This is a genomic window from Pseudoalteromonas sp. B62 (assembly GCF_037162565.1).
In the GTDB taxonomy this organism is placed as follows: domain Bacteria; phylum Pseudomonadota; class Gammaproteobacteria; order Enterobacterales; family Alteromonadaceae; genus Pseudoalteromonas; species Pseudoalteromonas fuliginea.
On record NZ_JARLVB010000002.1, the window covers coordinates 280,478 to 303,179 of the forward strand.

Consider the following 22,702-nt stretch of genomic DNA (forward strand, 5'->3'; position numbering starts at 1 on the left):
AAGCAAATGACTTCAGCTCTACAAAGGCTAAAACAACATTCATCTATCGTAGCCGACACTGGTGATATTGAAGCTATTAAAAAGCATCAACCAGAAGATGCAACTACAAACCCGTCGCTTTTATTAAAAGCGAGCGAGATTGAAGCATATAAGCCTTACCTAGATAAAGCTTGGAGCTACGCAAAAGAAACCGAGCAAGAGCCTGCTAAACAACTTGAACTAGCATGCGATTACTTTGCCGTATTACTAGGTAAAGAAATTAGCGCTATTGTACCTGGTTATATTTCTACAGAAGTAGATGCACGCCTTTCGTTTAATACGCAAGCTACGATTGATAAAGCACATACCCTACTTAGCCTTTACGAAAAAGAAGGTGTAAGCAAAGACAAAATTTTAATTAAAGTAGCGTCTACATGGGAAGGTATTAAAGCCGCTGAGCAGCTAGAAAAAGAAGGCACTAAATGTAACCTTACTTTATTATTTAGCGATGCCCAAGCCCGTGCGTGTGCCGATGCAAACGTATTTCTAATTTCGCCATTTGTTGGCCGTATTTTAGATTGGCACGTTGCTAACGGTATGGAAAAACCGACCGATCCGCTACAAGATCCAGGTGTTCAGTCTGTACGCAGTATTTTTGAATTTTACAAACGCCATGACTACAAAACAGTTGTGATGGGTGCAAGCTTCCGTAATACAGGCGAAATTATTGCTCTTACTGGTTGTGACAAGCTAACTATTAGCCCTAATCTTTTAGAAGATTTAGGTAACCTTGAAGGTGCACAAGAATACTTGCTGCAAAGCGATGTTCCACAAGAGCCAAAACCAGAGCCACTTACAGAAGCGCAGTTCCGTTGGTTACATAACCAAGATGCTATGGCTACTGAAAAACTAGCTGAAGGTATTCGCTCTTTTGCTGATGCACAAGAACAACTAGAGGCGCGCTTTAAAGCAATGTAATTTGCTATAATCGTGTTTTAGAAAACGTCGCAATAGCGGCGTTTTTTTATGCCTAAAATACGCTATTTCTCTATACACTCTTCTTATACCAACCTGCATAAATCTTTGATCAATTTAACGAATTAAATTGCACTATAACGTCGTTAAAATTTTTTTATTTAGAACAACTAGATACAAAAACTTTTGCCTAGTTCTAGCGTAATTTTCTTAACGTTAAATAGACCCCATACATAAGCAGATTGGTATTATAAACCTTCATCAATTAATCACACTTACGTAACATAAATGTCACTTTTTTGTTCTATTTTATCTAGGCCTGTGGTATAGGTATTCTTGAGGTCATAAATCAATAGGAGAAATTCATGGATAGCCTAAACGATATATTAGAGATATTAGAAGGTCCTGATACAACTAGAAAAACCTCTCAAAAGAATAAAAAAAGGAAGTGGCGTGAAATAGAAGCAATAAAAGACAAACAGCGCCTACGCAAAGAACTACAAGAACTAGATTATTTTACAGACAGTATTGCAATTGATGAGCTCGATTTTTAATTCAATACGCCCCAACTAAACAAAAAGGCTTCCAGAATCTGGAAGCCTTTTTTAATGGTTTAAACAATTTGAGTTCTTTGGAATAAATTAGATTTGCCAGTTAATTGGCTTATCTCTTTGGGCTTGCAATAGCTCATTCGTTTGTGAGAAATGCCTACAACCAAAAAAGCCTCTATGCGCCGAAAGCGGCGATGGGTGCGGCCCTTTTAAAACATGATGGCGAGTGCTATCTATGCCTTTACCTTTTTTTGTGCATGTGCACCCCATAAAATAAATACCACACCTTCGCAGTGCTTATTAATATGGGCAATTACATTATCGGTAAATAGCTCCCATCCTAAATGCTTATGTGAATGCGCTTGCCCTTGCTCAACGGTCAATACTGTATTGAGTAAAAACACGCCCTGATCTGCCCAGCTTTGCAGGTCACCATGCTCAGGAATAATAAATCCGCTGATATCGACAGCTAACTCTTTGTACATATTTTTAAGCGACGGTGGCAACTTTTTTACATCAGGCAATACCGAAAAACACAAGCCATGCGCTTGCCCTTCTCCGTGGTATGGGTCTTGTCCTAAAATTACAACGCGGATGTCATTAAGTGCGGTGGCATCAAAAGCACTAAATACTTGAGCTTCAGGCGGATAAACAGCAACACCTTCATTGCGGCGATTAGCCACATACTCTAACGTTTGCTGCATGTAAGGTTGTTGTAATTCACTTTCTAAAAATGTAGCCCAATTGCTCATTGTGTACTCTTAATCTGTTTACGTGATGCGTCTATTTTATCACACATATCCGCAAGTCCATCTAGCATGCGCACAGTAAAACGATGTAATAAATCGGCATTTACGCTAATAAATTGATCATTTTTAACAGCAGGTACTTCTGGCCACTTTTGCCAATTAACAACCGGCTGTGGCGTTTTTGATTTTTCATCAGGGATAATAATAACTTGTGGCTTAGTAACAATAACATTTTCGATACTAATTTGCGGGTAATCTGTAACGCTCTGTGCAAATACATTACTTACATGGCATGTTTCAATCAGTTGGCTTATCCATGTATTTTTACTTACTGTCATCATGGGCTCAGCCCATAACTGATAAAATCCGGTAATATTTTTTTATCTTGCTGGCTTTTAACAATCGCGTTTAGCTTTTGTTTAAATGCATTTGCCGCTTGCTGGCTTTGCTCAATATTCCCTGTAAATTCACCAAAAGTAAGTAACTCGTCGGCTACACCAGCGATTGTGGTGGGATTACTCAAATATACTTTTATACCTAAACGCTCTATTTGGGCTAAATCTTCGCTTTGATTTCCGCTTTTCCACGCAATAACTAAGTCGGGTTTAAGCGCCAATACTTTTTCAAGCGAGATGCCGTAATAACCCCCTATGCGCTCAATACTTTGGGCTTCACCTGGGTAGTCGGCGTAATCAACCGTGCCCACAATATTATCGCCCGCTCCTATGGCAAATAGGTTTTCGACAATGTGCGGTGCAAGCGCGATTATTCTCAGCTTTTTAGAATCATTAGCCTGCTCTGCAAGTGCACTGCCCGATACACTAAAAAGCAGTAGCCCAATAAAAAACGCTTTAAGCATTAGTAATCAAACCCTTCTAGCGCTTTTATACCTGAGTCGAATGCATGTTTTACATTACGCACTTCACTTACTGTATCGGCAAGGTCGGTTAAAGTGCGGTGTGCTGCACGCCCTGTAATAATAACTGACTGCATTGGCGGGCGGTTATTAAGCGCTGTTACTACTTCATCTAAATCTACGTAGCCGTATGTCACCATATACGTAAGCTCATCGAGTAATACTAAATCAATACTGCTATCAGCAAGCATACGTTTTGACTCTTGCCATGTTGCTTGGGCAGCTGCGGTATCGGCTTCTTTATTTTGCGTATCCCAAGTAAAACCGGTGTTCATTACAACAAACTCAACGCCTGCACCTTGTAATAAATTACGCTCGCCACATTCCCACGTACCTTTAATATATTGGCAAACGGCTGCTTTTTTCCATGCCCTACGCAACGTGCTACAACGCCAAAGCCTGAGGTTGATTTACCTTTACCATTACCGGTAATTACCTGAAAAATACCTTTTACATCTTGCGCGGCGGCAACGCGCGCATCCACTTGTTCTTTTACTTTTTGTTGGCGCTGCTTGTGCTTATCGTTATTTTGTTCAGTCATTATTGTGCCCTTCATAAATCGAGATAATTTGCTGTATATTTAAATGCGTTTCGCACATGGTTGCTAATCGTTCTAACTGCTGCTCGCGATGAGTGGCAATACTAATTGGGTTAATTGAGGCGCTTGGTTTTACCCATTTTAAAATTTGCGATGTCGCATCGGCTTCATCAAATAAGCCATGTAAATACGTACCCGCAATGGCGTTATCATCGCTAATAAAGCCATCAAACGTAAAACCATTTGGGTGGTTTTCATCAAAGGTTAAAAATGGCTTGTCAAGCGCTGTACCTTGGCTAATTCCTGCATGTATTTCGTAACCACTACAGAGTGTTGATTGGTTATTTAAAAGCAGTGTAGCGGTTATTTTAGTTAATACTTTTTGTGCTGTCAGCGTGGTTTCAAAATCGCACAGAGCAAGCCCATTTACTTGCTTTAATGACGATTCAATACCCTCGGGATCGTTGATTGTATTGCCCAGCATTTGCATGCCGCCACAAATACCAAGTACTTTGCCACCATAGCGTAAGTGGCGCTTAATTTGAGTGTCCCAGCCTTCATTTTTCAAAAAACTTAAATCACCCAGCACATTTTTACTGCCTGGGAGAATTATCAGATCAACGTCTGGGAGCGTTTGCGTATGGCGCACATAATTTATATTAATGTTTGGGTGCAAACGCAGTGCATCAAAATCGGTATGGTTACTAATGTGTGGCACAAGCAGCACTGCAATATTAATTGTGGCGTTGGTTACATTATTATCAATTGCGACAGCGTCCTCAGCATCAAGCGCGAGGTCGTGCAAATAAGGTAATACGCCAAGTACGGGTTTGTTTGTGTATTCTTCAAGCCAATCAAGCCCGCCTTGCAGTAAACTGATATCGCCTCTAAAGCGGTTTATAACAAAGCCTTTTACACGCGCTTTTTCTGACTCGCTTAACAACGCAAGCGTGCCCACTAAATGGGCAAACACACCGCCTTTATCTATATCGGCAATAATAATGACAGGGCAATCTACCTCTTCGGCGTACCCCATATTAGCAATGTCATTTTCACGCAGGTTTATTTCAGCAGGGCTACCTGCTCCTTCAACAAGGAGTAATTCAAAGCGTTTAGCTAAGCGGTTATGTGAAGTAATTACCGCATCCATCGCCACTTTTTTATAGTCGTGATATTTGCCCGCTTCCATATTACTAATGGCTTTTCCGTGAATAATCACTTGTGCGCCCGTGTCGCTATTAGGTTTAAGCAAAATAGGATTAAAGTCTATTTCGGGCTCTACTTTAGCTGCTATTGCTTGCAAAGCTTGCGCACGACCTATTTCGCCGCCATCTTTTGTTACTGCGCTATTAAGTGCCATATTTTGTGGTTTAAAAGGCGCAACCTTTACCCCTCGCTTAGCAAACACCCTGCAAAGGGCAGCAACTAAAGTGCTTTTACCAGCATCTGATGTAGTGCCTTGCACCATTAAGGTTTTCATGGAATTACACCTTTCGCTTTCTAAAAACAATAAACTCAAAAAGAATACGCTGCCAATAGCTGCAGTAATAACGCCTACGGGCAGCTCTTGGTTTTTAAGCAATGAGCGCGAAAGTACATCAACCCACACCATAAATGTACCGCCCACCAAGCTGGTTACCAGTAAGCCAGCGATGGTGCCTTGGGATATAAAAAAGCGCACAATATGCGGTATCATTAATCCTACAAACCCAATACCGCCACACATAGCCACCAGCACAGCGGTAATTAATGAGCTCAAAACCAGCATAAGTATTCTAAAGCGCTGAACCCTCACACCTAATGTAATTGCGCTTTCATCGCCAAGTAACATAGCATTGAGTTGCCTTCTAAAGCTCAGCATTACAAACGTACACAATGTAATTACCAATAAAGGTAACCAAAGCGTAGCCCACTGCGCACGCGCAAAGCTGCCCAGCGTCCAAAATAAAATAGCCGCTACTGCCTGAGGATCGCTCCAATAAAGCAACAAACTAGTAAAAGCACTAAATAAAAACGACAGAGCAACGCCAGCTAATAGCATTGATTCTACCTGTGCACTTTGCTGCCTACCTGCAATAAGTATTAATAAACTCATAGCGAGTAAGCTGCCCAGCAATGCTGCTACCGATAACATAAAGCCTGCGCTAATACCTGCTAGCGCCATAAGTAACACCACGCCAAATGAGGCACCCGACGATATACCAAATAAGTAAGGATCGGCTAAAGGGTTGCGCGTTACCGTTTGTAAAATAAGCCCCGCAATTGCTAAGCCAGAGCCTGCTAAAAAGGCGAGTAATGTGCGTGGCATTCTTAGTTCAAAAATAATACGCATATTAAAAGACGCCTCATTTGAGAGTAAAAAACTATTAAGTACGTCTTGAAGTGAGGTATCTGCTGCGCCAAAACTAAGTGCTGCAAATAAGCTAAATAAAGCAGCTGAAGCAATTATAAATAGCGCTAGTGATTGGCGAGTATTAACAGTGCTCATGTTATTTGTAGCCATAAAAGTAAGTAATATGAGGAATGCTATTTCCCGACTTCGATAATTGCGGGTGGTTATTTACTTGGGCGCAGACACCAAAAACGTTGCCTAGCATGTTTTCGGTTAATACCTCACTTGGCGCGCCTGTATGCGTAATTTCACCGTTTTTAATAACCACTAGTTCATCGCACATTGCAGAGGCTAAGTTTAAATCATGAAACGATGCAAACACCGTTACACCCAACGATTTAGCAAGCTCCATTACCTGTATTTGATATTTAACATCTAAATGGCTAGTTGGTTCGTCCATTATTAACAGCTGAGGTTGCTGGACTATCGCACGGGCTATCAAGGCACGTTGCTTTTCACCACCCGAAAGTGACTCAAAGCTTTGTTCGCTATGATCTGCCAACCCTACAGTGTTGATAGCTTGGGTGATTTTTTGTTTATCAATGTTAGTTACTGAGCTAAATAGCGATTTATGAGGCGTTAGCCCAAGCGCAATAACGTCAAATACACTTAAGTTAAATTGCGACGGAGTTTCTTGTAAAACAACCGCTACTTTTTTTGCGTACTCATCGCTTTTTAATTGCCAAATATCGGTGTTGTTAAATTCTACAACGCCATCACTGGGTTTACTAAAACGATATAAACAACGCAATAAGCTCGATTTACCAGCGCCATTGGGGCCAATCAAACCAACAAATTTACCTGTAGTTATTTTAAGGTCTATTTTTTTGAGAATCGTTTTATTGCCAATACCCCACGATACGTTTTTAACGTTTAGTAATGGTGTATTTAATGGCGTTTGAGTGTGCAATAGTCAGTCCTAGGCTAGGGTCTGTTGATCTTTCAAGGTTAAATTTGCAACAGTCTGTTTGGTATTTAGGCAAGGCAGAGCCTATGTAGTGTGGTTATTCCCCATAAATGGGCGATAACGTAGCATTAATGCCAAACAGGCGCTGCCCAAAGGGTTCTTCCTAGGGGCTATTTACTCTTTGTTGCTCGGTTTTTACTTAGCCCACTAGGTTACAAACCTCGCGCCGCGATTAAATAGCCCCTAGTTTGAACAAATTTTAATCCGCAAAGTTCAACAGACCCTAGGTTAAACTCACTAAAAATGCGATAAAAATACTAATGCACTACAAGAAAAATGAGTAAACCCGCTCGTTAAAAGAATTCATACCAATTGCATTAAATTAGTGATTTATTATAGCGACAAATAAACAGCTTAATAACAAGGCGGAAATTATGACATATAGTTGTTCTATATGAATAATTTTTAACGAAGTTAGTAAGTTATTTAATTCACTAAAAAGATCATGTTTTTAATAAAATTGGTACTATACCATTTGTATCTGACTTAAAGCTTTGCGCTAATTACAGTTGCGGGAACAGTCGAGGACTCGCACCTCATTCCAAATTAAGCTCTATTATGGGCGGCTAAGTAAATAATTTAAAGCAAAAAAAACCGCACTCAAAAGAGTGCGGTTAAAAGGAGTGTTTTAACTAATTTAGCGAATAGTTAAAACTTGTATTCCATACCTAAGCCTAAGTAATCTTGGTCAACGTTGTTGTCCATGTCGAAGCCCGAGTAAAAACCAAATACTTTAATATTTTTATTTAACTTGTGATCAACACCTACTGAGATTGCTGACTTATCATCGCTGTCGTCAAAATCCATAGTTTGGTATTGCACTTTAAATGTATTGTTTCCCATTATGTAAGCTGCACTTAATAAGTACCCGTCAGCCTCTGCGCTGCCGTCTACTTTTTCTTGTGTTTGGTACATTGCGCCTACTTTAAAATCATTAATTTTACCTTGAACAGTTGCACGAACTACATCGTAGCCATTTACTTCACTATCAACACCAATTGATGCATATACTTTACTCTTTTTAAGTGAAGAATCGCCATAAGTAAGTCCTAGTGAATAGCCATTTTTTGCATCTTCATCATCTTCTGCAATAAAAGTAGCAAGTATTCTAAAATCTTCGTAAGTATTTGATGAATAAGTAACAGAATCACCTAAACGGTTTTCGCCTTTAAATATACTTTTAATATCGCCTTCAAGGTCGCTAAATAAATCAACTTTACCTTGAGATAACTTAAGTGCAGTATCGTGTCGACCAACAACAACTTGGCCAAATGCACCTTTTAATCCTATATATTGGTTACGCGCAGAAATATTGTCATCATTATCACCCTTTGAGTCCGCATCAGATACGTCAACTTGAAACTCAAATTTATAAACAGCCTCTAAGCCCTCTGTTATTTTTTCAGAACCTTTAAGACCAAAGCGAGAATTATTACTTTTAATTTCAGTGAACGACCCTTCACCGTCATCAGATGATTGAATAGTTACATTAGCTTTGCCATAAACGTCTACATCAGCAAGAACATTAAAAGATAAGCCACTTAATAGCGCTAAACATAAGCTCGATTTTACAAATTTCATGTTATTTCCTTGGATAATCACAAAAGACTAATTTTAAAACAGCAGCAGTTTGTCACTGTAAAATTACAGAAATATTACAATCGAAATATTTCTGTAATTTTAAATTAATAAAAGTGCATTAAATATGAAATCAAAATAACATCGATACTCAGCAACTCATTTGTACCTATAAATTAGGCTCCAGCGTCAAGCTAGGTGTCATTTGTGATAACAAATTTACCAACGTTTCTATTAATTCTTTCTGTTCATTATCTCTATGATAGGCAATAAATACATCTCGTGACGTATTTTTTACATCTTTAACATGAAATAAATCACCTTTATTTAAATGATGCTCTACAAGTACTTGAGGAATAAACGCACTCCCGCCGCACTGTAATATTAAATCAAGTGCTATACGACCAGTACTTGTTCTGAAGTAAGGCGGCGTTTTACCTGTAAACTGACGCGCATGCCAAAGTGAAAAAGTTGTTCCCCAATCAACATATACATATTGGTTATCAAAAAAGTTTTCGTTAGTTGCAGTATCATAGCCACTCACTGGAATAATAGGCAGTTCACAAATTCGCTCTACTACTAATTCATCTACTTTAGGCGGATCAAATAAAATGGCTAAATCGAGAGTTCGCTCTAATAGCAACCGAGTGCTTTCTTGTTGTGCTTTAACTTCTGCGACTAATGACACGCCCGGCATCGCCGATACAATATTTGTTATACCAAACTGTAAAAAAGCATCCCAAATATTAGGCGTTCCTGCTAAGCTAATTTGCTTATGCATATTATCGGCAAGCGCAACATCTACTTTGGCGCGTTGCATACCCGTAATAATCATTTGAGCATGTGGCAACAAACGCTCACCCGGCGCTGTAAGTTGAATATTATTACGCTGGCGTATAAATAAATTAACCCCAAGTCCCTGCTCTAGCTGACGAATCCTAAAGCTCACCGCAGATTGGGTGATATAAAGGTTTTCGGCCGCTTTACCAAAGTGACGTGTACGCACAACTTCAACAAATGTTTTTAATAAATCTATATCCAATTTTTTATCCTCACGATAAAAATAACTTGTTTAATAAATTGCCAAACTTGCATCATACTCCAGCTAATTACTAAGGCATGAGGATAAAGCTATGAGCAATGATATTTCACTACTTCGTCAAGCATTTGTTAGCCAACGTCAGTTTTATGATGATCACAACTTCCCACGCGGTTTTAGCCGTAGTGGAAACTTCACCTTATTAGAAGCCAGCATATTAGACCAACATGGCGTTGTTTTAAAAGGCTTACACAATAAAACTATTGAGCCACAAAACGAACACCAAGAACAATTTTTAGCCGTAGCAATGGGGACTTTAGAGCCAACAAATCCGATTGAGCGTGCTTGGATTAAATACCTTAAACTTACAACATGTAAGAGTAAGTTTCATACCCTATTTGGGCGCTCAAAAATATCAGGGCCAGCTCCTATAAGCCAAGAGTATTATTCTGAAGCAGATAACCTATAAGCTCTTCACTTATTTGCTTTTTGCGTTTTAGCAGTTACAACTTGTATAAGCAAATACTTTTGCAAAAATATAAACAAGGTTGTGACGTGACGCGAAGAATACTAATAGTTGAAGATACGCCTACAATAGCGCGGGTGCAAAAACACATCGCGCTTAAAGCGGGTTATGAAGTAGATATAGCTGAATCTCTAACTCAAACAAAAGAGCTTATCAGTAAAAATAGCTACTTTTGTGCTGTAGTTGACTTTATTTTACCTGATGCGCCTAATGGCGAAGCAATTCCTTGTGCTATCGCTGCTGAAATTCCAACGATTGTAATGACGGGTAATATTGATAAAAAAACACGCGATACAGTAGAAAAATACCCTATAATTGACTACATCATCAAAGAAAATAAACAAGCGTATCAGTATCTCGAAAAACAGCTATTACGACTACCTCGAAACGAAAATGTAAAAGTACTCGTTGTTGACGACTCTTTATCCACACGACAGTATATATGTAGCTTGTTAACCCGTCATAAATATCAAACTTTACAAGCTGAAGATGGTAAACAAGCACTTGTTATGCTTGAAGCATCACCTGATATCTCCGTTATTATCACTGATAATGAAATGCCTAATATGAACGGCGATGAACTATGCACAGAAATCAGGCGTTTATATGATAACGATGAAAAAGCAATAATTGGCATTTCAGGCGCTGACTCTTCAGATTTATCTACCTTATTCTTAAAAAATGGGGCAAATGATTACCTACATAAACCTTTCAATAGTGAGGAGTTTTATTGTCGATTAAGCCAAAATGTCGATATGTTAACGCTTTTAGCAACCATAAAAAACCAAGCTAATACAGACTACCTCACAAAAATCCCCAATCGTCGTTACTTTTTTGAAGAGGCTAGAAAATCCCTTAAAAAAATTGAACTTGATAACGGTAATGGCGCATTAGCTATGCTTGATATCGATCACTTTAAAGCAATTAATGATACCTATGGCCACGATGCAGGCGACGAAGTATTAAAAGGTTTATCTATTTGTTTTAGCAAATACTTTAAAAAGTATTTAGTAGCACGCTTGGGGGCGAAGAGTTTGCTGTTTATTTTGCCGATACCGATAAACAAGAAGCGCTCAAAAAACTTGAAGGATTTAGGTATTTTATAGAAGCTAATAGCCAACAATTTAGTAAAGCCAACATTAGATTCACTATTTCTATTGGTTTTTCGTCAGGGCCTGTTTATCAAATTGATGAACTATTAAAACAGGCCGACTTAAAACTTTATGATGCAAAAGAAACTGGCCGTAACAAAATTATTAGCTAAAATAGTTAACTAGCCACTTGTGCTGTCGCCACTGCCGCTTTTTTTCGTTTGCGTGATTGATAGTAAGAATCCCAACTAAATATAGCAAGCGCACTCCAAATACATGCAAATGTAACTAACCTTTCTGCATCAAATACCTCACCGTAAAACACCACTGCGAGCATAAACATTAAGCTTGGCCCAATGTACTGAAAAAAGCCCAATGTAGTGTATTGCAAACGTTTAGCTGCGCCAGTAAAACACAATAACGGTAATGTAGTTATAATGCCCGCGCTAATTAGTAACGCATTAGTATGCCAATCGTTAGCGGGAAGGCTTGATGTGTCAGAAGGCGCCATTAACCACCAATAAACAAGCGCTACAGGTAATAATATAAGTGCCTCAAGCAATATCCCTGGTAGAGCTTCAACGGGGAGTTTTTTACGTAATAAGCCATAAAGTGCAAATGATATTGCCAATGAAAAAGCAACTACCGGAAACGAGCCAAAGCTAACGAGTTGCAATAATACTCCCGAAAACGCGAGTGCAACGGCAACGCCCTGAAACTTACGTAAACGCTCGCCTAAAAAAGCATACCCAGCAATACATTTAACAATGGGTTTATGTAATACCCCAAGCTTGCATCCAGCATATGGTTATTATTTATCGCCCATATGAAAAGCCCCCAATTAAATCCCAGTAACGCTGAAGTAATAACAAGCATTAACACTAGTTTGGGCTGAACAATAATACGCTTTATTTTGTGCCAATATTTAAGAATACTTACCACAAGTACTAAAAAAACGACAGACCAAACAACGCGATGCATTAATATTTCAAAAGCTGACACATGCTGGATAAATTTAAAGTATATAGGTGCTAACCCCCACATCACAAATGCTAGGCAAGCAAAAACAGCGCCTTTACGCTGCTCTGTATCAATCGACATAATAAAAACACTTAGTGATACTAAAAGGTCGCTAGTTTACTCTCCATGGATTGTTTATCCAACTAAATACGTACCAGTACCAAACGCAATTTGAATAGCTTTTTCATTATGTAACTCCATTCGACATACACACACTTTGTTGCCTGAACGAATAAGCGTTGCACTCGCGGTGAACACTTCGCCTTTGCCTGGGCGTAAATAATCGGTGCGTAAATCGATGGTTCCAAGCGTAGCTAGCCTCGCTTGCACACTACCAATATCTAAGTCTGTTAATTTATCAATCACACTTGCTGCAGCAAGCATTCCTCCCACATTATCAAGCACGGCTGAAATAACGCCTCCGTGTAATATTTTTTGCGCTGGATTACCAATAAATACATCCTGCCAAGGAAAGGTAATTTTTGCTTGTTCAGGACTCAGTGATTCTACCGATATTTGTAAAAACTGATTAAACGGCATGCCATTTACAAACAACGCCCCAACTTGTTCAATTAACATTTCTTTATTCATTATTATTCTCTATGCCAAAACTGGTAAGATGAGTAAAACATACATAGTGTAAAACTACGAGACTCCACTTAAATAATTCATCAAGTAACTCAGCTAAAGACTTCTCGTTAAAAAACCACTAAAATACCCGCCAATGAATACATTAACACCACCTTCTAGTACGCTTGTGCGTAAACCAGAAACTGTCCTCAAACAAGTGTTTGGCTACAGCGAATTTCGCGACGGTCAAAAAGCAGTTATTGATGCAGCTATAAATGGGCATGACTCGCTTGTATTGCTACCCACAGGTGGTGGAAAATCTGTGTGTTATCAAATACCCGCTTTAGTGCTTGAAGGCGTAACCATTGTTATATCTCCGCTTATATCGCTAATGCAAGATCAGGTAACGCAACTCCAAGCACTTGGCGTAAAAGCCGCTTACGTTAATAACAGCTTAGCGCGAGAAGAACAGCAATTGGTGTATCAACAACTTCACCAAGGTTTAATTAAACTATTATATGTTGCGCCTGAAAAAGTATTGCAGCGTGACTTTTTAGAGCGTTTATCGCATTTAAATGTGAGCTTATTTGCCATTGACGAAGCGCACTGTGTGTCGCATTGGGGTCACGATTTTAGACCTCATTACTTTCGCTTAAACGAATTAAAGCAACGTTTTGCACATGTTCCTATGATGGCGCTTACCGCCACGGCTGATAAAGCGACCCGGTTTGATATCGTTGAGCAACTCAAACTACAGCAGCCTTATATTCATACTGGTAGCTTCGATCGTCCCAATATTCGTTACACCATAGAAGAAAAATTTAAACCTATGGTGCAACTGCTTCGCTACTTAAAAGAGCAAAAAAACCAAAGCGGTATTATTTATTGCACCAGTCGTAAGCGCGTAGACGACATTGCTGAAAAACTTGCAGACGCAGGGCTAAACGCTGCCGCTTACCATGCGGGTATGAGTAACGAACAACGACAATTTGTGCAAACTGGGTTTGCCCGCGACGACATTCAAATTGTAGTAGCAACTGTTGCTTTTGGTATGGGGATTAATAAACCTAACGTACGCTTTGTATTGCATTACGATATTCCAAAAAGTATAGAGTCGTACTATCAAGAAACAGGACGAGCTGGGCGAGATGGCCTTGCCGCAGAAGCCATCATGTATTTTGATCCGGCTGATATTGGCCGTGTAAGGCGCTTTTTTGAAGACATTGATGACGAACAACGTCGCCGTGTAGAAGAACAACGCTTTAACGCCATGGCTAGCTTTGCTGAAGCACAAACGTGTCGCCGCCAAATATTGCTAAACTACTTTAGTGAATACCAGCGCGAACCTTGTGGCAACTGTGATATCTGCTTAAACCCACCTAAAAGCTTTGATGGTACGTTAGTCGCACAGCAAGCGCTTTCGTGCGTATATAGAGCTGAGCAACGTTTTGGCCTAGGTTATATTGTAGAATTACTTCGCGGTGCAAACACGAGCCGCATACGCGATAACAACCATCATGAGTTAAGTACTTACGGTATCGGTAAAGATAAAAGCAGTGAATTTTGGCTTAGTATTTTACGTCAACTTATTCATCAGGGTTTACTAAGCCAAGATATAACACAAGGTGCGTCTCTTAGATTAACAGAAGCCGCGCGTGCAATTTTAAAAAGTGAATATGCTTTGCAATTGGCTGAACCTCGCCTGCAAGCCAAGCACGTGTACCAAGATAAATTAGCGCAATTTAATTATGATAAAAAGCTCTTTGCCCGCTTAAGAGCACTGCGTAAAGAACTTGCTGATGCCGACGATGTACCACCGTATGTAGTATTTAATGATAAAACCTTGGCTGAAATGGCGCAGCTTATGCCAACAAATGACAGTGAGTTTTTAAAAGTGTCGGGAGTTGGTTTCACTAAATTAAATAAATATGGCGGCGCCTTTTTAACTACAATTCGTAATTACTTAGCTACAAATTAAGAGCATTATGACAAAAATAGAATACGACCATACTCATAAATGTATTGTAATTACGCCCATCGAGCCTCCGCATGATGAAGACTTTGAGCTGTGGAGTACATTATTTTTACATTCAGACGATATAACGCTCAACGAGTATTCTGCTGGTGCTGACCGTCATCGAGTTCGCTTTAGCTACCAGCAGCAAACCTTTAATTTAAACTATGAGCACTACAGCCAAAGTATTTGGATAAATGGAGAAGGCACTGAGGCCGATCATCTACTTGCTGCACTCACCTTTTATTTAAGTTAGCGGCTTTAGTTCAAAGTCGTTATATTTAATTTTCAAACTCAATACTTTTAACTTACATTTTAGTAACTATGATGTAAGCTGATATTACGGTAGTAATTTGCTACGTAGCAGTAAAGGGTTTGAATGGTAACTAAGAAATGGATCACACAGTACTGTATTAGCTTAAGTATTTTAGCCTTATCCATGCAAAGTGCATTAGCACAAACTCATGATAATACTCGTTGCCAAGTTGAAAAGTTAGACCACTCTAATAATAAAAACTTACGCCGCCAACTCAACGACGATATCTCCATTGTAAGCGCTAAACCCAATGCTAAAATTGCCACTATTTCACTTAAGCAACTCAATGTATTTAATACCGAACTCGAAGAAGAAAATAATGCATTATTTCGCTTTGCCAACCGCGCACATATTCAAACCGAACCGGATGTAATTAATAACCTCCTACTGTTTGCCACCGGCGATAAATATGATGCTAAAAAATTAGCTGAATCAGAACGCCTCCTACGCAAAGAAAGTTACTTATATGACGCCCAAATTAGTGCAACTGAGAACTGCGATGGTGACATTGATGTAAAGGTAGTGACTCGTGATTTATGGACGCTTCTACCTGAAATAAACTTTAGCCGCAGCGGTGGTGAAAATAAATCAAGCATTGGCTTTAGAGAATCAAACCTCTTTGGTTGGGGTAAACGCCTATCGTTTTCACGCACTACCGATAGCGACCGCAGTGGTTACTTATTTGTTTACGACGATCCTAATATTTTATCTACTCGCTACCGCGGCCGTCTAGAGTACGCCGATAACAGCGATGGCAAGCGCCATTTACTTGAGTTAACCTATCCATTTTACGCAATTGACACCCCTCTTAGTTACGGTATTTTAAGCTATTCAGAACAGCGCGAAGAGTCATTATATAAACGCGGCGAAGAGTTTAGCGAATTTGATCAAACTAGCGATTTAACCAGTGCATTTATAGGGCACTCTAAAGCGCTTAATAATAACTGGACCCAGCGCTTAACCTTAGGTTATACCGACGAGCAGCATACCTTTGAAGCTATAGACACCACCTTTGCACCACTTGCCGATGACAGAAGTTTAAGTTACCCATTTATAAGCGGCCACTGGTTTGAAGATAACTTTATAAAAGTACGCAATTTCGACAGTATGTACCGCACTGAAGATTTAAACCTAGGCTGGAATGTTAAAGCCCTTGTTGGTTACTCTGATGAATCTTTGAGTGATGATGATAGTCGTGCTATTTATTCATTAAATTTTAAAAAAGCACATTTTTCTGGCGATAATACTCTATGGCGTTTTAACACTGACATTGAAGGATATTGGAATAAAGAACACAAACAATTAGAAAACTTTAGGGCCACTAGTCAAATTCAATACTACTTAAACACCAGTGTTGATCAATCGTGGTATGTAAAAGGGCGTTTGCAATATGCTAAAAACTTAACTGCCGACCAACAACTTACTTTGGGTGGTGAAACTGGTTTACGAGGCTACCCTATGGATTATCAACACGGCGATCGCAGTTTTTTAGTTAGTTTAGAAAAACGCTATTATTGGGAGTACGATTTGCTTCAGCTATTTAAAGTAGGTGGCGCTGGGTTTATTGACGTTGGCCGAGCGTGGTTTAACGACAAAGATAATGGCGAGAACGATCACGTACTTAAAAATGTTGGCATAGGTTTACGCTTAGCCCCAAGCAGAGCTAACGCAGGTACTATGATCCACATTGACATCGCCGCACCGCTTGATAGTTATGACGATGTAGACTCAGTACAATGGTTAGTTAATGTGAAAAAATCTTTTTAAATAACTATTTCGCATCATCTTAAAACGTTAAACTAATTAATTACTTACTCCCCATATGAGAATGTATTTTGGAACCGTTAGAGATTTTAGATTTTTTTGGTACACAATATAAACTGATTGTGACCCTAATCGCCTTACTACTTTATCCGTTGCTATTAAAGCTGACTAAAAAGCTTCTCGAAAAAACCATTAAGGGTAAAGTAGATTTACATCACAAATCGCGCGCAGAACTACTGCTTAAAATAATACTTGCCTGTGTAATGATATGCTTAGTACTGGTATTTTGGGGCATTGAATTACGTGGCTTACTTGTACTTGGCTCCTCATTATTTGCCATGCTAGGTGTTGCACTTTTTGCCGCATGGTCGTTATTAAGTAACTTAACTGCATTCTTATTAATGTTTATTCAAAACGACTGCCGCGTTGGTTATTGGGTACGAATTATTGATGGCGCGAATCATGTTGAAGGTCGCATTGTCGAAATGGGTTTGATGAATGTAGTACTTGAACACATTGATGGCCATCGTGTTATTTATCCTAACAATTTATTTGTGACGCGCCCTGTCATGGTTTTAAATAAAGAACCAAAACCAACAAAAACGCCTGTTATAAAGCGTATTATTGGCCCTAAAAAACATACTTAAAAAATAATAGTCACAAAAAAGCCGCAGAAGGTAATTACCTTCTGCGGCTTTTTAATGCTTAACTAAACAGAACTTAGGTTAACGATTAATTATTTAGTTCCGCAGTTTTAAGTTCGTCATCTAAATCATTTATTTCGTCTATAAAGCTCTCTAGCTGCTGCTCAACTAAACCATTGTCACTCGCAAAGTAAGCTAGATGAAAGACTGCATCGCCCTCATTTACTAATGGCATCGTTTGTTGGCCAATAACAATCCCACCTTTAGGTGCTAAAAGCTCAAGTTCAGAGTCACCCAACGGACTACTAATATAAGCAAGTATTTGGCCCTTAATTACACGTTCGCCCAATGATACTTGAGCACGAACAATGCCATCAACTTCTGCGCGTATCCAACTTGTAGAACCTGCAATAATCGGATCTGGTAATTTTTTCGGGCGTTTGCCACGAATCATTTTTAAGTGACGCATAACATAATCAACGCCCTGCACACCGGCTGCAATTGCAATAGGATCAAATCGTAGTGCTTCACCTGCTTCATAGGTTATAACAGGTATGCCTAAGTTAGCCGCTTCGCTGCGAAGAGAGCCATTACGCAGTGATGCATCTATAACCGCTGGCGTGCCAAATGCTTTAGCCATTTCAGCTGTTGCTTCATCTGCTAAATTAGCACGAATTTGTGGCAAATTAGTTCGGTGAATAGCCCCCGTATGTAAATCAATGATATGCGTACAATGTACTGCTACTTGATTAAAAAACATATAAGCCATACGTCCTGCTAACGAGCCACGTTCAGAACCTGGAAAACTGCGGTTCATATCACGTCGATCTGGTAAGTAACGCGATTTATGAATAAAGCCAAACACATTTACAATAGGCACAGCTATTAACGTGCCACGTAACTGACTAGGATCTATTTTAGCAAGTAACTGGCGTACAACTTCAACGCCATTTAATTCATCACCATGAATAGCAGCACAGACCATTAGCACCGGCCCTTCCATTACACCATTCACCACTTCTATAGGAATATTAAGTGGTGAATGGGTGTAAAGCTTTGCGGCTTCTAAGGCAAGCGTTTTACGCTCGCCTACGCCAATCTGTTCACCTAATAAGGTAAAAGGACGGTTAATTTTAACCTTTGCCACGTGTTGCTGTTCCTTTACTTGAAGCATTCTTTTCGATGAAGTCAATCACCATACCTGCAATATCTTTACCTGTTGCGATCTCAATACCCTCAAGACCAGGTGATGAGTTTACTTCCATCACAAGTGGCCCACGAGATGAGCGAAGTAAATCGACACCAGCCACATTTAAGCCCATTGATTTAGCGGCTGCAACTGCTGTTTTACGCTCCTCAGGAGTAATACGTACTAATGTCGCGCTACCACCACGGTGAAGATTAGAACGGAACTCACCTTCTTGTGCTTGGCGCTTCATTGCTGCAATTACTTTATCGCCCAATACGAAACAACGAATATCTGCACCACCTGCCTCTTTAATATATTCCTGAACCATAATATTAGCTTTTAAGCCCATAAATGCTTCAATAACACTTTCAGCCGCTTTACGCGTCTCAGCAAGTACAACACCAATGCCCTGTGTACCTTCAAGTAATTTAATTACAACAGGTGCACCGCCTACCATTTCTAGTAAGTCTTTTACATCATCTGGTTTGCTAGCAAAACCTGTTACTGGCATACCAACGCCTTTGCGCGAAAGTAACTGAAGCGAGCGCAATTTGTCGCGCGAACGAGAAATTGCCACGGATTCGTTTACAGGGTAGACACCCATCATTTCAAACTGACGAAGTACCGAGCAACCATAAAATGTAACCGATGCACCAATACGCGGGACGATTGCGTCAAATTCTTTTAAATTTTCACCGCGATAGTGAATTTCTGGTTGCTCTGAATTTATATTCATATAGCAGCGTAGTGCGTCGATTACTTTAACTTCATGGCCACGCGCTTCTGCCGCTTCGATTAAACGACGTGTTGAATATAATTTTTTGTTACGAGATAAAATACCGATTTTCATAGTTAAAACCTTAACTAAATTGTATGCATTAATTATTTATGGCTGATTTTCAGACATAAAATTCAATACTTTTATAATAAATGAGATAAAGCCGTGTCAACAATGACACGATTTTCCATGGCTGTACGCCCTAATAACATTCTAAACTTCATTGTTGCTCGACTGGTTAAAGTCATCTCTATAGGCCAGCTATGCTTACCCGCATGCAATGTTGTTTCTATAAAATAACGTAATTCTTTTTGTCCACTTGAGCTTGTTACGTTTTTTATTTTTTTAACCTTTGCATTACAAGTGATTTTCGTTTGTTCATCATCTTGCAATGGCTGGGCTGTAAACTTAACCCATTTTTCTCCATCAACTTCGTACTCTTCAATGTTAATAGCATGAATACATGATGTACGAGCGCCTGTATCAATTTTAGCTTTTATTCGCTCAATACCCAGTTCAGGTAAGCTCAACCACTCACGCCAACCAATAGTGATCTTTGTCGTCATAAATGTGCCCTTAATAAAAAAGTGACTTATACGCTACAGGTAAAAAAACACCAACAAAATAAATTTATCCCGTCGACAAGTGAATTTGATTGATAAATATCGACCGCAAACTTCACTATATTTTTCTACTGCACAGTTAACTATCTTGGTTTGCTAGCAATTTAATTCACACCAAATTTATGCTTTATTAATTTAAAAACTAACTTATTAAAAATAAAGATAAGTCTATTTTGATTAAGTAGATACACTATAGTTAACAGTATTAAAAATACACTATTATGAGAAACTAATATGATTAATGGTTTACTCCACGCCCTAGTTCTTGACGAACGAGGTGGTGCACGCCCCATTTCAAACACTGATGAACTACATAATTGGAAACCTGGACAGGGTAAGCTTTGGGTACACATGGATTACAGTCAAACAGAAGTCGTTACATGGCTTAAAAATTGTGAGTTTTTAACCGATTACGAGCTAGAGTCGTTAACCGCAGATGAGACTCGCCCACGTATTACATCTGCAACTAACGGTCATATGCTATTTTTGCGTGGCATTAATTTAAACCCAGCACAAAGCCCAGAAGACATGGTGTCAATTCGTCTTTTCATTAACCAAGATATTGTGATTACCACACGTAAACGCCGCTTATTGTCAATACAAGACATTCTCACGACATTTCACACTAATACAGGCCCATGTAATATTTCTGAGCTAGTATGTTCTATTACACAAAAACTAACCTCTCGCATGCAAAGCGTTATCGACTCACTAGATGAGACACTCGACGAGTTTGAAGAAGAAATAGATGAGCCAAGTAAAAAGTTTGATAACCAAGGCCTATCACAATTACGTCGTCAAGCAATTGCCTTGAAACGTTATTTAAAACCGCAAAAAGAAGCCCTTAGTTCAATGGTCAATAATCACTACCCGTGGCTGTTAGATGACGATAAAGCAAAACTAAATGAGACTACAAACTTACTAATTCGCTACCTTGAGGAACTAGACAGCTCCATTGAACGGGCGCAAATCATTCAGCAAACAATCACCAACCAAGTCTCTGAGCAGTTAAACCAACGAATGTATGTGATGTCGGTTGTCGCTGCTTTATTCTTACCTCTGGGGTTTTTAACTGGCTTATTAGGTGTGAACGTAGGGGGCATACCTGGCACAGAGAGTCCATATGCATTTACGTTATTTGTGGTTTTTTTAATCGTATTAACGGGCAGTATTGGCATTTACTTTAAAAACAAAAAATGGTTATAAATTAAATTCATATACTATCAACGAGTATAAAAGCCACTCTACTTTGAATTAAAGTGGCTTTATAAATAATACTTAATTATTTAGTTACTCGAGTATAGCTAACATTTGTCATTGTGATTTTAGATTTAGTAATACCTAAATCCTTAAAGCACTCTTTAAAGGAGTTTGAATTACCCGATTCACCACAATTATCTAATGTATATGGGTCTTGCGATTGTAGGTAGTTACCAAATTTGAAGTAAGATTCGGAATCATCTTCGACCGGAATACCAAAAGTACTGCCAAGTGCGGTTACATCAACATCACCGTAATTATTCACAACTTTTAAATTAAATGAACCACCACTGGTTATAGTACCTAGTGCAAACTTTTCTTCATTACCACTGGTGTTACGCAAACGTACATACACGTCAAAAACACCATTATTTGCAGTACTATCATCAAAACCTGACTCTGACGAATCAGACACATACACTTTCATAATAGTGCCTGTATCACTTGCATGGTGTTGGGCAACAATAGTTTTTCCACCATCGGACATTTCAACTTTAACATTAGCTTCAAATACTTCGTAAGTGTCAGTCATCGCAACACGTAAATTAGATTTAACTTTATACTCATGACGCCAACCATTTCCATTAGGCGTAATATGTTGCGCTTCTAATGGCACAAATACTAATGTGCTATCGTTAACCAATGGATTAGGATTATCCCCCTCTAAATCAAAAATACTACCACTTGTAATACTGCTTGGAATATTACTTCCGCCACCAGTATCACCGCCGCCAGTGTCACCCCCACCAGAGCCGCCACTGCTTAGCGTAAAATCATCAAAACGTACATCATTCGAACTATTATTATGTTTAGCAAAAACTTGTAATGAATCCGTATTCGCAGAAGTAAAGGTTTTAGATACTTTAGTCCACGAAGAAACATCAAACTTCTCGCTTTTAAACAAACCATTCAGATCATTGACTCCAATTTCACCTTTGCCTAGTACGTACGCACTTAATGTGTATTGAGTGTTTCTTTCTATATCAACAACTTGATGTACACGACCAGGGCTACCTTGAATTTTTAAGGATTTGGATCCTTTGTAAGCACTTCCCGAAATAGCTGCTGGTTCGACTTCATTCCAATTACTCCAGCCGTCTTCAAAACCAGCATTATTAATCGTTGCTGCTTGCAAAAAACTTGAGCTTGTAGTCATTATTGCAAAAATAAATAGGGATTTTTGATTAATCATTATCTTCATTTCTCCGAACCTGCACATGAAA

Annotated in this window: 17 protein-coding genes, 6 pseudogenes and 1 riboswitch; of the genes and pseudogenes, 9 read left to right on the forward strand and 14 right to left on the reverse strand. The window is 39.1% G+C overall.

Features of this window, described 5'->3' with window-relative positions; genetic code table 11:
• Window positions 1-6 precede the first annotated feature (6 nt).
• Both tal and P4S71_RS05725 read left to right on the forward strand, forming a co-directional pair.
• Window positions 7-957, forward strand: a complete 951-nt coding sequence (tal, locus tag P4S71_RS05720; protein WP_008136388.1) for a transaldolase — start codon at window positions 7-9, stop codon at window positions 955-957.
• Window positions 958-1,319: 362 nt separating this feature from the next.
• On the forward strand, window positions 1,320-1,508 hold the full coding sequence (locus P4S71_RS05725; protein ID WP_002961395.1) for a DUF3545 family protein: 189 nt from the start codon (window positions 1,320-1,322) through the stop codon (window positions 1,506-1,508).
• Between the two features lie 87 nt (window positions 1,509-1,595).
• Here P4S71_RS05725 and ung read toward each other — a convergent pair.
• The 8 genes and pseudogenes from ung to P4S71_RS05765 form a co-directional block, all read right to left on the reverse strand.
• A pseudogene (ung, locus tag P4S71_RS05730) lies at window positions 1,596-2,257 on the reverse strand (uracil-DNA glycosylase).
• Window positions 2,254-3,113 (reverse strand): annotated as a pseudogene (locus P4S71_RS05735) (cobalamin-binding protein). Before P4S71_RS05735 ends, ung begins: the two co-directional pseudogenes overlap by 4 nt.
• Window positions 3,113-3,726 (reverse strand): annotated as a pseudogene (gene cobO / locus P4S71_RS05740) (cob(I)yrinic acid a,c-diamide adenosyltransferase). The pseudogenes P4S71_RS05735 and cobO overlap by 1 nt, the downstream one beginning before the upstream one ends.
• Window positions 3,704-5,188, reverse strand: a complete 1,485-nt coding sequence (locus P4S71_RS05745) for a cobyric acid synthase (protein ID WP_337151598.1) — start codon at window positions 5,186-5,188, stop codon at window positions 3,704-3,706. The pseudogene cobO and the gene P4S71_RS05745 overlap by 23 nt, the downstream one beginning before the upstream one ends.
• A gap of 87 nt (window positions 5,189-5,275) precedes the next feature.
• Window positions 5,276-6,211: pseudogene (locus P4S71_RS05750) on the reverse strand (FecCD family ABC transporter permease); the annotation flags it as partial.
• The gene (locus P4S71_RS05755) at window positions 6,198-7,010 is read right to left on the reverse strand and encodes an ABC transporter ATP-binding protein (protein ID WP_337150272.1); all 813 of its coding nucleotides are present in this window, start codon (window positions 7,008-7,010) and stop codon (window positions 6,198-6,200) included. The gene P4S71_RS05755 and the pseudogene P4S71_RS05750, both read right to left, overlap by 14 nt.
• Before the next feature lie 512 nt (window positions 7,011-7,522).
• A riboswitch (cobalamin riboswitch) is annotated at window positions 7,523-7,674 on the reverse strand.
• Between the two features lie 41 nt (window positions 7,675-7,715).
• Entirely contained in the window at window positions 7,716-8,648 is a 933-nt protein-coding gene (locus P4S71_RS05760; protein ID WP_337150273.1) for a porin, read from the reverse strand.
• Window positions 8,649-8,814: 166 nt separating this feature from the next.
• Window positions 8,815-9,687 carry a LysR family transcriptional regulator gene (locus P4S71_RS05765; RefSeq protein ID WP_033031370.1) on the reverse strand — a complete coding sequence of 291 codons (873 nt, stop codon included), beginning with the start codon at window positions 9,685-9,687 and terminating at the stop codon, window positions 8,815-8,817.
• A 91-nt stretch (window positions 9,688-9,778) separates the two neighbouring features.
• Here P4S71_RS05765 and P4S71_RS05770 point away from each other — a divergent pair, with 91 nt between their 5' ends.
• Together P4S71_RS05770 and P4S71_RS05775 are read left to right on the forward strand one after the other, a co-directional pair.
• Window positions 9,779-10,153 carry a DUF413 domain-containing protein gene (locus P4S71_RS05770; RefSeq protein WP_008136380.1) on the forward strand — a complete coding sequence of 125 codons (375 nt, stop codon included), beginning with the start codon at window positions 9,779-9,781 and terminating at the stop codon, window positions 10,151-10,153.
• A gap of 86 nt (window positions 10,154-10,239) precedes the next feature.
• Window positions 10,240-11,474 (forward strand): annotated as a pseudogene (locus P4S71_RS05775) (diguanylate cyclase).
• 5 nt (window positions 11,475-11,479) lie between these two features.
• Here P4S71_RS05775 and rarD read toward each other — a convergent pair.
• Window positions 11,480-12,402, reverse strand: a pseudogene (gene rarD / locus P4S71_RS05780) (EamA family transporter RarD).
• 54 nt (window positions 12,403-12,456) lie between these two features.
• On the reverse strand, window positions 12,457-12,912 hold the full coding sequence (locus P4S71_RS05785; RefSeq protein WP_007376493.1) for a thioesterase family protein: 456 nt from the start codon (window positions 12,910-12,912) through the stop codon (window positions 12,457-12,459).
• Window positions 12,913-13,045: 133 nt separating this feature from the next.
• Here P4S71_RS05785 and recQ point away from each other — a divergent pair, with 133 nt between their 5' ends.
• The 4 genes from recQ to P4S71_RS05805 all read left to right on the forward strand — a co-directional run bounded on the left by recQ (window position 13,046) and on the right by P4S71_RS05805 (window position 17,632).
• On the forward strand, window positions 13,046-14,869 hold the full coding sequence (gene recQ / locus P4S71_RS05790; RefSeq protein ID WP_337150274.1) for a DNA helicase RecQ: 1,824 nt from the start codon (window positions 13,046-13,048) through the stop codon (window positions 14,867-14,869).
• A 7-nt stretch (window positions 14,870-14,876) separates the two neighbouring features.
• Window positions 14,877-15,161 (forward strand): DUF3630 family protein, encoded by a 285-nt coding sequence (locus P4S71_RS05795; RefSeq protein ID WP_096793760.1) that lies wholly within the window; start codon window positions 14,877-14,879, stop codon window positions 15,159-15,161.
• Between the two features lie 123 nt (window positions 15,162-15,284).
• Entirely contained in the window at window positions 15,285-16,988 is a 1,704-nt protein-coding gene (locus P4S71_RS05800) for a BamA/TamA family outer membrane protein (protein ID WP_096793761.1), read from the forward strand.
• A gap of 68 nt (window positions 16,989-17,056) precedes the next feature.
• The gene (locus P4S71_RS05805; RefSeq protein WP_096793762.1) at window positions 17,057-17,632 is read left to right on the forward strand and encodes a mechanosensitive ion channel domain-containing protein; all 576 of its coding nucleotides are present in this window, start codon (window positions 17,057-17,059) and stop codon (window positions 17,630-17,632) included.
• A gap of 85 nt (window positions 17,633-17,717) precedes the next feature.
• Here the strand turns inward: P4S71_RS05805 and P4S71_RS05810 are convergent, their stop codons facing one another.
• The 3 genes from P4S71_RS05810 to P4S71_RS05820 form a co-directional block, all read right to left on the reverse strand.
• Window positions 17,718-18,776 carry a succinylglutamate desuccinylase/aspartoacylase family protein gene (locus P4S71_RS05810; protein ID WP_007376498.1) on the reverse strand — a complete coding sequence of 353 codons (1,059 nt, stop codon included), beginning with the start codon at window positions 18,774-18,776 and terminating at the stop codon, window positions 17,718-17,720.
• Window positions 18,763-19,668, reverse strand: coding sequence for a 30S ribosomal protein S6--L-glutamate ligase (gene rimK, locus P4S71_RS05815; RefSeq protein WP_007376499.1), 906 nt, complete (start codon window positions 19,666-19,668; stop codon window positions 18,763-18,765). The genes P4S71_RS05810 and rimK overlap by 14 nt, the downstream gene beginning before the upstream one ends.
• Before the next feature lie 71 nt (window positions 19,669-19,739).
• Window positions 19,740-20,162: an ATP-dependent zinc protease family protein gene (locus tag P4S71_RS05820; protein ID WP_007376500.1), complete on the reverse strand. Its 423-nt coding sequence runs from the start codon at window positions 20,160-20,162 to the stop codon at window positions 19,740-19,742.
• Window positions 20,163-20,453: 291 nt separating this feature from the next.
• Between P4S71_RS05820 and P4S71_RS05825 the strand changes: the two genes are divergently transcribed.
• On the forward strand, window positions 20,454-21,425 hold the full coding sequence (locus P4S71_RS05825) for a zinc transporter ZntB (protein ID WP_337150275.1): 972 nt from the start codon (window positions 20,454-20,456) through the stop codon (window positions 21,423-21,425).
• A gap of 76 nt (window positions 21,426-21,501) precedes the next feature.
• Here P4S71_RS05825 and P4S71_RS05830 read toward each other — a convergent pair whose 3' ends face one another.
• Window positions 21,502-22,671: a polysaccharide lyase family 7 protein gene (locus P4S71_RS05830; RefSeq protein ID WP_007376502.1), complete on the reverse strand. Its 1,170-nt coding sequence runs from the start codon at window positions 22,669-22,671 to the stop codon at window positions 21,502-21,504.
• Window positions 22,672-22,702 lie beyond the last annotated feature (31 nt).